The sequence below is a fragment of the Paraburkholderia sp. CNPSo 3274 genome, assembly GCF_024206475.1.
Lineage (GTDB): Bacteria > Pseudomonadota > Gammaproteobacteria > Burkholderiales > Burkholderiaceae > Paraburkholderia.
The window spans coordinates 12203-26611 of sequence record NZ_JAMBPR010000074.1; the positions used below are offsets into that span (position 1 = coordinate 12203).

General features: G+C 60.4%; 13 protein-coding genes. 6 read left to right on the top strand and 7 right to left on the bottom strand.

The annotated features are described in order from the left end of the window. Nucleotides 1–19: 19 nt before the first annotated feature. Genes cyoD through cyoA form a run of 4 tightly spaced genes read right to left on the bottom strand, consistent with a single transcriptional unit; the run spans nt 20 to nt 3863 of the window. On the bottom strand, nt 20–352 hold the full coding sequence (gene cyoD, locus M3I54_RS35230; protein ID WP_254344127.1) for a cytochrome o ubiquinol oxidase subunit IV: 333 nt from the start codon (nt 350–352) through the stop codon (nt 20–22). 2 nt (nt 353–354) lie between these two features. After that, on the bottom strand, nt 355–975 hold the full coding sequence (cyoC, locus tag M3I54_RS35235) for a cytochrome o ubiquinol oxidase subunit III (RefSeq protein WP_254344129.1): 621 nt from the start codon (nt 973–975) through the stop codon (nt 355–357). Continuing rightward, nucleotides 953–2950, bottom strand: coding sequence for a cytochrome o ubiquinol oxidase subunit I (cyoB, locus tag M3I54_RS35240; RefSeq protein ID WP_254344131.1), 1998 nt, complete (start codon nt 2948–2950; stop codon nt 953–955). The genes cyoC and cyoB overlap by 23 nt, the downstream gene beginning before the upstream one ends. Before the next feature lie 7 nt (nt 2951–2957). After that, the gene (gene cyoA, locus M3I54_RS35245) at nt 2958–3863 is read right to left on the bottom strand and encodes a ubiquinol oxidase subunit II (protein ID WP_254344133.1); all 906 of its coding nucleotides are present in this window, start codon (nt 3861–3863) and stop codon (nt 2958–2960) included. 558 nt (nt 3864–4421) lie between these two features. On the opposite strand from cyoA, the gene M3I54_RS35250 reads away from it, so the two are divergent. Then, nucleotides 4422–4904: a hypothetical protein gene (locus M3I54_RS35250; RefSeq protein WP_254344134.1), complete on the top strand. Its 483-nt coding sequence runs from the start codon at nt 4422–4424 to the stop codon at nt 4902–4904. A 255-nt stretch (nt 4905–5159) separates the two neighbouring features. Here M3I54_RS35250 and M3I54_RS35255 read toward each other — a convergent pair whose 3' ends face one another. From M3I54_RS35255 to M3I54_RS35265, 3 genes are read right to left on the bottom strand one after another with little or no spacing between them, the layout of a single operon-like run. Further along, on the bottom strand, nt 5160–5849 hold the full coding sequence (locus M3I54_RS35255; protein WP_254344135.1) for a response regulator transcription factor: 690 nt from the start codon (nt 5847–5849) through the stop codon (nt 5160–5162). Nucleotides 5850–5880: 31 nt separating this feature from the next. Then, nucleotides 5881–6252, bottom strand: coding sequence for a response regulator (locus M3I54_RS35260; protein ID WP_254344175.1), 372 nt, complete (start codon nt 6250–6252; stop codon nt 5881–5883). Next, complete coding sequence (locus M3I54_RS35265; RefSeq protein ID WP_254344136.1) at nt 6252–9050, bottom strand: PAS domain S-box protein; 2799 nt, start codon at nt 9048–9050, stop codon at nt 6252–6254. Before M3I54_RS35265 ends, M3I54_RS35260 begins: the two co-directional genes overlap by 1 nt. A gap of 118 nt (nt 9051–9168) precedes the next feature. On the opposite strand from M3I54_RS35265, the gene M3I54_RS35270 reads away from it, so the two are divergent. The 5 genes from M3I54_RS35270 (at nt 9169) to M3I54_RS35290 (ending at nt 14405) form a co-directional block, all read left to right on the top strand. Continuing rightward, the gene (locus tag M3I54_RS35270) at nt 9169–9573 is read left to right on the top strand and encodes a hypothetical protein (RefSeq protein ID WP_254344137.1); all 405 of its coding nucleotides are present in this window, start codon (nt 9169–9171) and stop codon (nt 9571–9573) included. Between the two features lie 150 nt (nt 9574–9723). Next, on the top strand, nt 9724–11505 hold the full coding sequence (locus tag M3I54_RS35275; protein WP_254344138.1) for a winged helix-turn-helix domain-containing tetratricopeptide repeat protein: 1782 nt from the start codon (nt 9724–9726) through the stop codon (nt 11503–11505). 846 nt (nt 11506–12351) lie between these two features. Continuing rightward, nucleotides 12352–12663, top strand: a complete 312-nt coding sequence (locus M3I54_RS35280) for a DUF2282 domain-containing protein (protein ID WP_254344139.1) — start codon at nt 12352–12354, stop codon at nt 12661–12663. A 31-nt stretch (nt 12664–12694) separates the two neighbouring features. Further along, nucleotides 12695–13636, top strand: coding sequence for a DUF692 domain-containing protein (locus M3I54_RS35285; RefSeq protein WP_302059273.1), 942 nt, complete (start codon nt 12695–12697; stop codon nt 13634–13636). After that, nucleotides 13626–14405, top strand: a complete 780-nt coding sequence (locus M3I54_RS35290; RefSeq protein WP_254344141.1) for a DNA-binding domain-containing protein — start codon at nt 13626–13628, stop codon at nt 14403–14405. Before M3I54_RS35285 ends, M3I54_RS35290 begins: the two co-directional genes overlap by 11 nt. The last annotated feature ends 4 nt before the right edge of the window (nt 14406–14409 follow it).

A 14409-nucleotide genomic window follows, 5' to 3' on the forward strand; every position in this document is an offset into this window, starting at 1 on the left:
GTCGGATGCGCGCGGTGGATCAGTGGATCATCATGTTGAAGTGCATGCTCCAGATGATCCAGACCGAAAGCGCCACGACGATGAAGAGGATCACGAGCGTGAACACGAAGCTGATCAGGTTCCAGCCGCCCTCAGAAGAACGGCTCATGTGCAGGAAGTACACGAGGTGCACCACCAGTTGCAGGACCGCGAATATCACGACCACGAGCAGCGTCGTCGCACGCGGCAGCATCGGATGCATGACTAGCGCGAACGGGATGACCGTCAGGACGATCGAGAGGATAAAGCCTGTGTTGTAGGACTTAGCGCTGCCGTGGGCTTGCCCGGCGCGGGTGGTCGCAGCGTTCGCCATGGTCAGAATACTCCGATCAGATAGACAATCGTGAATACGCAGATCCAGACCAGATCCAGGAAGTGCCAAAAAAGGCTCAGGCACGACAGGCGTGTCACATTGGTGGGCGTCAGTCCTTTGGTCGCTACCTGGTGCAGGACCACGGCCATCCAGAGCAGACCTGACGCGACGTGCAGTCCGTGCGTGCCGACGAGCGCGAAGAAGCCTGACAGGAACCCGCTGCGCTGCGGCCCGAAGCCGAGCGAGACCAGGTGATGGAACTCGTGTATTTCCATGCCGACAAAGACGGCGCCCAGAATGAAGGTCAGACTCAGCCACCGGAGCACGGCGCCCTGATCGCGCCGGTGCACGGTAAGCATCGCGTAGCCGCAGGTGATGCTGGAAAGTAGCAGCACGAACGTCTCAGCTAGCACGTACGGCAGCTCGAAGATGTCCTTCGGGCCCGGTCCGCCTGCAAACGCGCCGCTCAACACCGCGTACGACGCGAACAGCGAACCGAACAGGATGCAATCCGACATCAAGTAGATCCACAGGCCCAGCACCTTGCGCGAGCCTGTGTCGTGACCATCCTGAGCGTGCTCCTCCCCGGTCCCGGTTGTTTCAATTAGTGTTTGCGTAGACATGGCTCAGATCTCGTTTCATGAGAGGAACGTGTGCTTTCTCGATCCGTTCGACTTCGGCGGCTGGAACGTAATAATCCGTATCGTCGTCGTAAGAGCGGATGATCACCATCGCGATGGTGGCAACGAAGCTGGTGCCCGCGAGCCACCAGATGTGCCAGATCAGCGCGAAACACAGCAGCAGGATGAATACGCTTAGGATGAACGGCACACCGGTGCTGCGCGGCATATGAATCGGCTCGTATTTCCTGGTGCGCGGCGCCAGTCCGCGCTTCTTCGCGTCGTGGAATGCATCGACGGTATCCACGCGCGGCACCACGGCGAAGTTGTAGAACGGCGGCGGCGACGACGTCGACCACTCCAGCGTGCGCGCATTCCACGGATCGCCTGTGACGTCGAGATTCTGCTTTCGCTCGCGGATACTGACGACAATCTGCGCGATCAGGAGGCCAATCCCCGCAAGGATGAAGACCGCGCCCACCCACGCGACCTGGAGATACGGCGTCCAGGCGGGGTTGTCGTAGTGATTCAGGCGCCGGGTCATGCCCATGAAGCCGAGCATGTATAGCGGCATGAACGCGAGATAGAAGCCAATGACCCAGCACCAGAACGAATATTTGCCGAGACGCTCGTTGAGCTTGAAGCCGAAGGCCTTTGGGAACCAGTAGTTCAAGCCGGCGAAATAGCCGAACAACCCGCCGGCGATGACCGTATTGTGGAAGTGGGCGACGAGAAACAGGCTGTTGTGAAGCAGGAAGTCGGCCCCCGGAATGGCGAGCAGAACGCCGGTCATGCCGCCGATCGTGAACGTCACGAGGAACGCCAGCGTCCAGAGCATGGGCGTCGTGAACTCGACGCGCCCGCGATATATCGTGAACAGCCACGTGAAAATCTTCACGCCGGTCGGAACGGCGATGATCATCGTCATAATGCCGAAGAAGCTGTTGACGTCCGCGCCCGAACCCATCGTGAAGAAGTGGTGCAGCCAGACGAGGAACGACAGGATGCCGATTGCCAGCGTCGCGCCCACCATCGACTTGTAGCCGAACAGCTTCTTGCGGGCGAACGTCGAGGTAACCTCGGAAAATATTCCGAATGACGGGAGAACGAGGATGTACACCTCTGGGTGCCCCCACGCCCATACGAGGTTCACGTACATGGTCGGATTGCCGCCGAGTTCATTCGTATAAAAATGGAAGCCCAGGTAGCGATCAAGCGCGAGCGCGGCCAGCGCAACGGTCAGGATCGGGAAGGCGGCAATGATGATCACACTGGTGACGAACACCGTCCATGTGAAGATCGGCATCTTCATCAGCGTCATCCCCGGCGCGCGCATCCGGAGAATGGTCACGAAGAGGTTCACGCCCGTCAACAGCGTTCCCAGACCCGATGCCTGCAGCGACCATATGTAGTAGTCCACCCCCACTCCGGGACTGAACTTTATGTCCGACAATGGTGGATAGGCGACCCAGCCTGTCTGCGCGAATTCGCCGACGCCGAGCGACAGCATGACCAGCACGACACCCACGACGAACAGCCAGAAGCTGAAGGCGTTCAGGTAGGGATACGCCATGTCGCGAGCCCCGATCTGAAGCGGCACGACGATGTTCATCAGGCCAACGACGAACGGCGTCGCCGCGAAGAAGATCATGATTACGCCGTGCGCCGTGAAGATCTGGTCATAGTGATGCGGCGGCAGGTAGCCCAGGTGCCCGGGACCGGCGAGCGCAAGCTGTGTTCGCATCATGATGGCGTCGGCGAAGCCGCGGACCAGCATCACGATTGCCACGAAGATGTACATGACGCCAATGCGCTTGTGGTCAACCGTGGTAATCCAGTCGTTCCAGAGCACCGACCATTTCTTGAACCAGGTGAGCGCGGCCAGAACCGCCACTCCGCCTGCCACGATGCCCGCCAGGGTGACCGCGATGATGGGCTCGTGCAGCGGCACGTCCGCCCATGTCAATTTGCCGAACATGATTGTGTTACTCCTCTCTTTTCGACGATGCGCTGACGTCGAGAGCTGCATGTGCCGCTGCGTCCGCTCCCGGACCGACGAACTGGTCGATCACTGCCCTGAAAAGGCCTGGCTGAACCCGCGAGAATTGCACGATGGCAATACCCTGGCTGGGCTTTGCCACTTTCTGGAACGTGTTGAAATCGAGCTGGTTAGGTGAGGTCCGGACCTGCTTCACCCAGCGCTGGAAGTCATCCTCGCTGGTGGCGGTCGCAATGAACTTCATGTCGGAGAAGCCCGGTCCGTTGAAATTGCCCGACATGCCGCGGAACTTCCCCTCCTCGTTTGCCGTGAGGTGCAGCTGGGTCCGCATGCCCGCCATCGCGTAGATCTGGCCGCCGAGCTGGGGAATGAAGAACGTTCCCATCGTCGAGTTCGAGGTGATGCTGAATGCCACCTGGCGATGTGCGGGGAATACCAGTTGATTGATTGTGGCAATGCCGAGGTCTGGATAGATGAAGATCCACTTCCAGTCGGTTGCGATGACTTCGACGTTGATGGGCTGGCCGGGCACGTCGAGCGGCCGGTACGGATCCAGCTCGTGTGTCGATTTCCACACGATGGTTGCCAGTGTGACGATGATCAGAATCGGGATACCCCACACCACGGCTTCGATCCGCGTTGAATGCGCCCACTCGGGCATATACGTGGCGTTGTGATTCGACGCCCGGTACTGCCCTGCAAAGACAAACGTCAGCACGATGGCCGGTACGACCACGATCAGCATCAACCCGACGCACAGGATGATGAGGTCGCGCTCCTGAAGGCCGACACTGCCCTTCGTGTTGAACAGGACCCAGCTGCAGCCACCGAGGCTTGAGAGCCCGGCGATTACTGCAGCGGGACGAAGAACTTTCCAGCAGATTTCTCTCATACAGGCGCCTTGCTCTATGGCCGCTCTGAAAGCCGCAGGGAAAGGGACGAAGGAAGACTGCACCAACCGGAGAGGAACTTCATTCGATGGGGCCCTCGATGTACCTGCTCGACCTGCCGAATCATCGAGCCTCCTTGCTGCCGTGATTGCCTCTCGAGTCGTCCTGATAGTCGCCTTCCAGAGAGAAGGTTAAGCGCAAGGCGGCGCGCGACTCAATTGCACAATGGTGTGGGAACATCGCCGCATCGACGCGAGTGAATCTCGTTTCACCCCTCACCCAAAGTGTCATTGCGGCCACATTGGGCATGGCCTAAATTCGTTCGCAGGCCGACGCTCCAAACGCAGGTCCGCCGCACGCCCGCGCACGGCATCCCCTACGTCGACGCAAATTCCCCGTAAATGCACGCTATGTGCAGCCGCACTGTGCAGCGCCGCTAGAGCCGTGGCAGCAGCATCGCCACCCCGCAACAGCAACGCCCGCTTAATCCATCGAACGTAGCTTGTCTCCATGGCGGGCGCGCGATGAGGACACGTTTCCCGCCCAGAGGAGGATTTCTCGTGGATCCCAAGAAAACAGCCAACATGATCAATCCGATGGACTACAAGGACGTTTTATCCGAACGTATTCCAAAGAACCTCGTCGAGCTAGCGAGAAAAAGCGACTTGCTGTTCAACACATCTGTCATCGCGGTATGCGTCTGGGCAGTGATTGAGACGCCTTTGGAGCTTGGTGGCGTGCTTGATCCGACCGGGCTGCTTGCCTTGGTGACGTCGAAGGTGCTGCTCGGCTTCGTTGGCACGGCTGCCATAGCCAACCTGCGCTTTGCCCGTCAGGTTTTCACGTTCATCTGTGGAGTGGGCGTGTTCGCCATTGCACCGGCGTTACCCCTTGAGTACTCGCGCTGCGTTGCCATTGCAATCTTCTCGACGGTTGAGTGCATCGGCAAAGCAGCGTGCGTTGCATCGTTCGCCATCGCGTCGTCGGCGGGAGACAGTGTTGGCGTCCATCTGAGCGTAGGAAAACGCACGACCGACGACTAAACATGAGCTTGTGGGCCCCATTGTATCGGCCGAAGCAGCGCGCCAGGCGGGCAGCGCCGACACTTGCGCGTCACACGCATGGCGTGTACGTGCAATCGCTCATACGAACGCCGCGCTGCATCGGTGCTCGCCCCGCCCGGAGCGATGCCCGAATTCGTCGCTAGCCGATCGCGAGAAGCGGGAGCCGGAGCGCACACGGCTTCCTGGCGCATGGTCAGGTCGCTCGCGTAGTCTTCCAGCGATATGCCGACCGCTTTACGCGACTTTTTGCAACGCGGCCTTCGGCGCGCGGTCAGGATGAAGTCTTCGCGCCATGCCTATCAGGTCGGCGAGCGTGCGTGCGTTCATCTTTCGCATGACCTGCCTGCGGTGCATCTTCACAGTGATCTCGGCGATGCCCATCTCGGCTCCCACCTGCTTGTTAAGGAGCCCGGTCACGACCAACGCCATGACCTCGCGCTCGCGCCCGCTGAGTGAGGCGTGGCGATCCCGGATCGACTGCATCTCGGCTTCCTCGCTCAATGCCACGCGGCTGCGCCCGATGGCGTGCCGGATAGCATCGAGCATGACCTGGTCGTCAAAGGGTTTGGTGAAAAATTCAAGCGCTCCAGCTTTCATGGCCTGCACTGTCGTAGGCACGTCGCCGTAGCCAGTGATGAAGATGATTGGTGTGTCGGTACGCTCGGCGGCAATGAGTTTCTGAAGGTCGAGGCCGCTGAGATCGGGAAGCATGACGTCCAGCACCAGGCAACTCGGGGCCCTGACGCGTGGACGTTCGAGAAAGTCCCGTGCGCAGGCGTACGTCTCTGCCCTGAGACCAGCAAAGCGGATCATGGCTTCGAGCGCCTCACGTACCGAGACATCGTCGTCGACGACGAAGACGACCGGCATGGCTTGCGCCAGCGAGAGTTCCGATTCACGTTCGACTACATATGCTGGTGTCATTGAGAACTCCATTCTTAGGCACCTGGATGAATCATTTGGCGTAGAGCGCGGCCCGGATCGCCCCGAGTAGAGCGGTATCGCTGAATGGTTTGAAGAGACATTCAACGGCGCCCTGTTCTAACACGCGTCGGCGGAGGGCTTCATCTCCATGCGCCGTGATGAAGATGATCGGAACGGTTTGCCGGCGCCGCAGCAGTTCGCGCTGCAGATCCCGGCCGGACATACCGGGCATGCACATATCGAGGATCAGGCAGCGCGCCTCACCAACACAGCTGGAGGCCAGGAACGCCTCCGCCGAAGCAAAGGCGCGCGCCGCGAAGCCGAACTCACGCAACAGATCAGGTAGCGATTCGCGTACCGACTCGTCGTCGTCGACCACCGCGATAAGCGAGCGTTCGACCATCACAGGTCGCTCACGATCCGCTCTATGTCCGAGCGCAGCAGCAGGCCCTTGTCTACAGCACCGTCCGCGGCCGCCATGCGTTCGGCTCGACACGGGATCGAGAATGAAAAGGTGGCACCAAAGCGCTCGTTCGAGGTGGCCCACAAGCGACCACCGTGGCGCTCGATGATGCAGCGGCTTACGGACAGCCCGATGCCCATCCCTTCCCTCTTGGTCGTAAAAAACGCGTCGAAGAGCTTGCTCGCATCCTGCGGGTCGAAGCCCACGCCGGAATCAGTCACAGCGAGTCGCACGTGGTCGCCATCGTCGCGCTCTATCCTGACCAGCATCTGCCGTGGGCGGTCATCGATCCCATTCATCGCCTCCACGGCGTTGAGAAGAAGGTTCAGCACCACCTGCTGGAGCTGGACCCTGTCGCCTGTGGCCGGCGGCAGGTTGTCGGCCGTCTCCAGTCGTAGCACGATGCGTTTATTGCGAATCTCTGCGCGCAGCAGTTCGATGACGTCGTTCGCGGCTTCGACCAGATCGACGGCATCCATCGTCACCGCCTTCTTGCTGAACAGTGCGCGCAGACGTGTCATCACCTCCGAGGCGCGGTGTCCGTCCCGGATCGTGCGCTTCATGGTCCCGAGCGCGCCCTCGACATTGGGTGGCTGTGCGCTCAGCATGCGCAAGCCGGTGCTGGCGTTGGTCATGATGCCGGCCAGCGGCTGGTTGATCTCGTGCGCAATCGAGGCGGTCAGCGCTCCCAGGCTGTTGACCCGGCTTGCGTGGGCTAATTCGACGCGCAGGCCGTAGAGTGCTTCTTCGGACTCGCGGCGTTCGGTGACATCGTGTATAGCGCCGATGTAGTCTAGCCAGCCCTGCGGGTTACGCGTGGCGTGAGCCTGTATGCGCACATACCTGACCGAGCCGTCGGACAGCAGCAGGCGGTGCTCGAACTCCAGGTGCTGGCCGTCTTTCGCCCGCTTGATCATTTCGTGCAGTACATGAAGGTCGCCAGGGTGGACTCGCGCGGCGATCGTGTCCAGCGTGATCCTCACACTTGGCTCGAAGCCGAAGATCCGATAGAGCTGTTCCGACCAGGTGAATGAACCAAGCTCTGGGCGCCAGCTAAAACTTCCGCTCAATGTGAGCTGCTCCACTTTGGCCATCAGCGCCGCGCTCTTGCGCAATTGCTCCTCCGCCTGCTTGCGTGCGGTGATGTCACGTGTGACGCCCAGTTGCACGATCGCGCCGTCGCTGTCGTGCATCGGCGCGGCATGGGTTTCGAGGTGCCTTCGCTCGCAGTGTGGCGGGATTAAGTCGAACTCCAGGACGCCATCGCTTCCCGAGCAAATGTTTTTGTTGAACTCGATATACCGCGCGCGATGTTCAGGAGCCACGAAATCGAAGTAACACACACCGATCACGCCTTCCGCACGCACCGATCCCAAAGCGCGGCGTCCAGCCGAATTGACCCACAATACTGTTCCGTCGTTTGCGAGGACCGTCACGCTTTCCGGTGTCGTGTCCACGATCGCACGGAAACGCTCTTCGCTTCGCTTCAGCGCGAGTTCGCTCCGTGCACGCTCGATCGCGATACTCGCGAGGTGTGTAAGCCGTCCTGTGAGATCGGTTTGAAACGGAGTGGGGGTTCCAGGCTCCGACCGGAATATCGCGAATGTTCCCAGCACTTCGTTTGTACGCGACAGAATCGGCCTCGCCCAACACGCGCGCAGACCGTGCGCGAGACTCAGGTCGCGCCATGCCCGTGGCCAGCGTGACTCGGACGCGATATCTGATACGGCTATCTGCTCGCTGAGGGACGCTGCTAATCCGAAGGGTCCCATGTCCAGGTGGACGCGGCTGCCACTCGAAGGATAGGTGTAGGTCAAAGCGAGGCCTGGTGCATTCACCCGCTGGAATATCATTTCGCCCGGATCGATCAACGCAATGCTACAGAAGCAGTCGCTCGCGATCTGTTCGACCAGCAGGCATAAGTCATCGAGAACCGTAGGCAACGGCAGGTCCATGGCGACCATTTCGAGCAGGCGCTTCTCGCCCGCAAGCAACGCCTCGGCCCGCTTACGGTCGTCGATGTCCGTCTGCAAGAAGTACCAGAGAGCGATTCGCCCCTCCTTATCCCGCAACGGAAAGCCTTGTACGCGAAACCATCGATAAACGCCGTCGTCGCGACGATGGCGGGACTCAAAATCGTATGGCTCGCCGGTTCTGATCGACGCATAAAAACGGGCAACAGTCGCGCGTCGATCATCCCAGTGGATAAAGTCTCTGCTAGTCCACTGCTTCAGTTCTTCAACCGTCGCGCCTGAATATTTAAGCGTATGGCGGTTGGCGTGACATACCTCCCCCTCCGGCGTAAAAAGAATCACACGCGTAGGCAGCCCGTCTACGATTAGCCGAAAGCGCTCCTCGTGTGCCCGCAGCGCAGCTTCGGCCTGCTTACGGTCCTCGATATCCGTGTTGATACCGCACCACTTCACGACTTTTCCGGCAGCATCGACGACTGGGCTGACACAGCATAGAAACCAGCGATACGTGCCATCGAAGCGACGCATTCGCGCTTCCGCCTCGCCCCGCACGCCGGAAGCAACGACGGCTCGCCAGACCTCCAGCAGTGCGGCTCGGTCCTCGGGATGGATCGCCGACTGCCAGCCCTCGCCGCACGCGTGCTCTACGGAAAGCCCCGTATATTCGCACCAGGGGCGATTGACGAATTCAATGCGGCCGTCCGGCACTGCGGTCCATACCAGGCCCGGGAGCGCATCCACAGTACGACTGAGCTCATTTTCCATCGCGGTTCTTCTCTGCAGGCGCGCTACCGCGCGAACTTTTCCAATCTGCGCCCGTGTAGCGCGCGGTGCGTCTGACTGTCATCGATTTCCCGCAGCCAAACCGGGTGGGAGCCGGCCCATGCATCCATGGATTTCGGCGAGCAATATGCCGGCCTGGCTGGCCTCGGTCGGCACCAACAGCCGGGTCGGCGTTCGACGAATTCGTGCTGCGCTTCTGGACGTTCCCCAAAGAGGCGCGCACGCCTATGGTTCGAAAAAAATATTAAATATTCCCTTCAGAATAAATCGTTCCGATGGGACCATTGTTAGTGGGGAGGTGCCCGGAAGTCGTGAGGAGACGGTGATGTTGAAGTGGATTTTTGGTGAGGACGGCTTTCGGCGATCGGAGCCCCCCGGTGGCGTAACTCGAATCCAATGCGCGTGGATCTCGCCGTCGATCCCGCACTTGAGGTTCTTGCCGACGACGATCCTCTCGTACTGCGCGACGCGGCTCGCAACTTCGAACGCGTTCGACATCGCGTAGTATTCCCGCCTGCCTTTGATGATTTCGATGGAGCCTGGACGGTAGTTGTCGACATTCGCTATACAGCGCTTCGACGTAGGGGGATGCTCGTGCGGACGGTATTCAGCAAAGCTATAATTCTGACAACCGACCGGCTGGTGGAGAGACCCGATGGACGACCTCCAAGTGGGGAACTGGGTGGTCACCCCCAGCCTCAACAGCATCTCTTCCCTGGGCAGGAGCACTCGCCTCGAGCCCAAGGTAATGGAAGTCCTGGTGTGCCTGGCCCAGCACCCGGGAGACACGGTTTCCAAAGAGCAGCTTTTTCAAGCCGTGTGGCCCAAGACCGTGGTGACCGAGGATGTATTGAAGCGCTGCATCGCTGCGTTGCGCCGCGCCTTTGACGACGATGCCCGCGATCCACGCGTCATCGAGACAATTTCAAAACGAGGCTATCGACTGGTCGCACCGGTAACTGCAGGCAGCGCCACGCCTGCCCCCACCGAGAGCGTGGTAAACGATTCCATCGCGGTACTGCCGTTCGTCAACATGAGCGCAGATCCGGAGCACGAATACTTTGCCGACGGAATCACTGAAGAAATCATCGACGCGCTCGCCCAGATCCAGGAGCTTCACGTCGTGGCACGAAGCTCCGCCTTCTCGTTCAAGGGTAAGCACATCGACCTGCGCATTGTTGGCGAGCAATTGAACGTGCGCACCGTTCTCGAGGGAAGTGTGCGCAGAGCGGATAATCGGCTGCGTATCACGGCACAGCTCGTGTCTGCGGTGGACGGATATCATCTCTGGTCGGAACGCTATGACCGTGAGCTAAAGGATGTGTTCGCAATTCAGGAGGAGATTGCGCAAGCGATCGTGCAGCGCTTGAAGGTCACGTTCCCGTGGGGTACGAGAAACCTGGTGACCCCTGGAACCCCGAATCTCGAGGCCTACGAGTCCTACCTGAAGGGTCACGCTCTGCTCTACAAAAGGGGGCCTGCTATTTCCCGTGCCCTCGCCTGTTGCCAGCGGGCAGTGGATCTCGATCCAGGCTATGCATTGGCGTGGGCCGGTCTTGCCGATTGCTACTCGATGCTTTGCTTCTACGGGTTTGCGGCTCCTCAGGCTTTCATGCCAAAGGCCATAGAGGCCGCTCGACACGCGGTGGCACTAGATTCATCGCTCGCCGAAGCACACTGCACCCTGGCTCTCGCTTCCCTCCTCTGGGCCTGGAACACGGCGGAAGCCGAGCGTGAGTTTCTTTGCGCACTACAACTGAATCCGAAGTACATCTCTGCACTCGGATGGTACGGAAGCGCTTATCTCCAGTTCTCGGAAGGGCGGCTGGCGGAGGGAATGGAGCGAGCGAAGTTAGCGCTGGCATCGGACCCCCTTTCAGCCTACGCACACGCCTTATATGCACTGACTTGTACTGTCGCAGGCAAGACCGGGGAAGGCGTGGAGGTCAGCGGGCGCGCCATCCAACTCGATCCGGAGAGCTTCCTTGCTAACTGGGTGCTGCAGATGGCACTGCTGTTGAACGGCCAGTTCGAAGCGTCCATCGCGGTGGGAGAATCGGCATTGGCCATGTCCGGCCGGCACCCCTGGTCCATGGCCTGGCTTACCGTGGCCCTCGCAAGTTGGGGCAAAGCCGCTGAGGCCGAAGCGGTTTACGCTGAAATGCAGGCCCGGGCCCGTCGTGAATATGTTACGCCGACGTCACTCGCTATCGCGGCTTGCGCGGTGGCGAGGGAGGATGAGGCGATTCGCTACGCCCGCGAAGCGTACGAAATCCGCGACACCAATTTGTTTTTCTTTTCCAGATACTTTCCTTTGTCATACCGGTTGTACCGCTATCCCCAGTTTTGCGAAATCATTGCACAGATGGGGCGCAGTGATTGGTTGCGCGATCAACCGCCGCTGACGGTTACGCTAGAGCCACGTGCGCAGGAATGATATTGGGCTGCGGGTTCGTAGGTCGGTGCTTGACGTTTCGGGGCGCTATTTTCCGGTCACCACCAACGCCATGACCTCGCGCTCGCGTTGACTTTGACCGAATTGTCCGACACTTTCATCGGTAGCGGATCGATCTCCTTTCCTTCGACCAGCCGTTCAATGAATTTGTGCGGATCAGCACGGCAATCGAAGTTTGCACCGATCTCGTGTGCGTGTATTACCCTCGATACGATGATTGTTCCGATGGCTGCGCATCGAAGAAAATGAGAGACTTTCACGGATACCTACCTTTGGATAATCGGTTCACTTATTCAGTGAACCCATCAGCGCACGATCGCAGTCGCACCGCGAAATCCGCTCACGCGGAGCTTTCTCAGACGTGGCTGGATAGGCGCGCTGCGTGTTTGTATCTGCGCGCCGAGAGAGGGAACGTCAGACGCAAATCGAGGGACCTCTTCATGCAGAAGGTCAAGAACGTCCGTACCTTTGCACAAAGCCGTTCGCGCTTCGGCCGCATAACTACGAGCGCCAACACGTATTGAGCGAACGATGTTTGACTCAGTGAGCGCTCCACTCAGCGCAGCCAGAACTCAGGGCCACCTTCAAGCCGCGTTCAGATACGGACGTTAGTCGCCCCGGTCTGCTAATTCGTTCGGTTACGCATTCCGGTTACAGCCGGAAGTACTTTTTTTTCGCGAGAAAGCACTCACAGCACCTGCGAGCATCCTGCCCCCCTCGAAGCTCCACGTAAAAAAATTCGATCCGTGTAACCGGCGTTCGGCATCACGCGAATTAGCTGTCGTATCCGCAACGGATACCTCTCATCTCAACCACCGGAGAAAGTCCATGTCCGCAAAGACCACTGTTAGTTCCGCCCTGCTCGCAGGCGCCGTTGCAAGCCTGCTCGCTTCAGTCGCCCATGCCGCGCCGCTCACGAAGGCAGAAGAGAGCGCCGCCGTCGCCGCTCACAAGGAAAAGTGCTTCGGCGTCGCGCTGAAGGGGCAAAACGACTGTGCCGCCGGTCCGGGCACGACCTGTCAGGGTACCTCGACGATGGACTTCCAGGGTAACTCGTGGAAGTTCGTCCAGGGTGGCACCTGCGCGAGCATCGTCGTGCCGGGCGGTGGCCACGGCTCGCTCACGCCGATGAAGTCCTGAGCGCGACAACGACGAAAGAGAGGGGACGGTCATGAACACTTCCATCCAAACAGCGGCGAGGTCCTGCCGTCCCCTTCGCACGGCGCCCGGCGCGGCCGGGCTCGCGGGCACGAGTTTCAAGCATGAACATCTCGCGGCGATTCTCGAACACGGCCTGCAAGACGGCTTCTTCGAGGTGCACGCGGAGAACTATATGGGCGCTGGCGGGGCGCCGCACCGCGCATTGAGCGCAATCCGCGAGCGCTATCCGGTCTCGCTGCACGGTGTGTGCATGTCGATCGGCGGACCGGACAGGCTCGACGCCGGCCACCTCGTGCGCTTTAGCGAACTGGTCGCGCGCTACGAACCCGCGCTCGTTTCCGAACATCTCGCGTGGTCCTCGCACGGTGGCACGTTCTTTAACGATCTGCTGCCACTGCCTTACACGAAGGCGACGCTCGACAAGGTCTGCGAACACATCGATCAGGTGCAGGAAGCCATTGGGCGTTCGATGTTGCTCGAGAATCCGTCGACGTATGTGGCGTTCGCGTCGTCGACGATGAGTGAAACGGAATTCATCCGTGCGGTCGCACAGCGCACTGGCTGCGGGCTGCTGCTCGACGTCAACAACGTTTTCGTTTCGGCGACCAATCACGGTTATTCGGCAAGCGCCTATCTCGCGGACTTTCCGCTCGAATACGTCGGCGAGATTCACCTGGCAGGCCACAGCGAGCAACACGACGACGAGCACGCGCCGCTGCTCATCGACAGCCACGACCGCGCCGTCGCCGATCCGGTATGGGCGCTCTACCGCAATGTGATCGCACGGACCGGGCCGATGCCGACGCTGATCGAATGGGACAGCCAGTTGCCTGCGTGGTCCGAACTTCGCGCGCAAGCACTGGCGGCCCGGCGGATCAACTCTGGTCATTCTGAGAATAATGCATCGGAGTCCGATGTATATCATCCGGAGCGCACCCGCCATGAAGCCTGAGCAACACACGAGCGACTACGCGACGGCCTTTGCGCCGGGACTGACGAACCCCGAACTCGCCACGCCGAACGGCGTCGTGGCTGCCCACGGCAAGGGCGTCGTCAAGCGCTACAACGTCTATCGCAACAACGTCACGGTTAGCCTCATCGATGCGCTGGCCGCGATCTATCCTGCCGTGCAGCGCATCACGGGCGTCGAGTTCTTCCGCGCGATGGCACGCTTTCACGTGCGCGCCACGCCACCGGCTTCGCCGCTACTGTTCGAGTACGGTCGCGATTTTCCGTCGTTCATCGAAACCTGGGAGTACGCGCGTGACATGCCGTGGCTTGCGGATACGGCACGCATCGAGCGCGCCTGGCTCGACGCGTATCACGCCGAAGACGCCGCACCGCTCGCAGCCGGCGCATTCGCGAGCATCGCTCTGGATTCGCTCGCGCACCTGCGCTTTGCCCCGCATCCAGCCGCGCGCATCGTGCGCTCGCGCTACCCGGCCGTCGCGATCTTCGCGATGAACCGGGCGCCCGGCCCCGTCACCCCGCTGCATTCGAACGAGGCAGAAGACGCGCTCGTCACGCGGCCCGAATATGACGTGATTGTCTCGCGCCTGCCGGCGGGCGGCGCGGCGTTTCTCCTCGCGCTCATCGAGGGCATGCCGCTCGGCGCCGCCGCGCAGGCAGCCTTCGAGGAGAGCGACACCTTCGACCTGCCGGCCAGCCTGGCCGCGATGATTTCGGCCGGCGTGTTCGCCGCCGTTCAACTGGGAGCGTAATCAC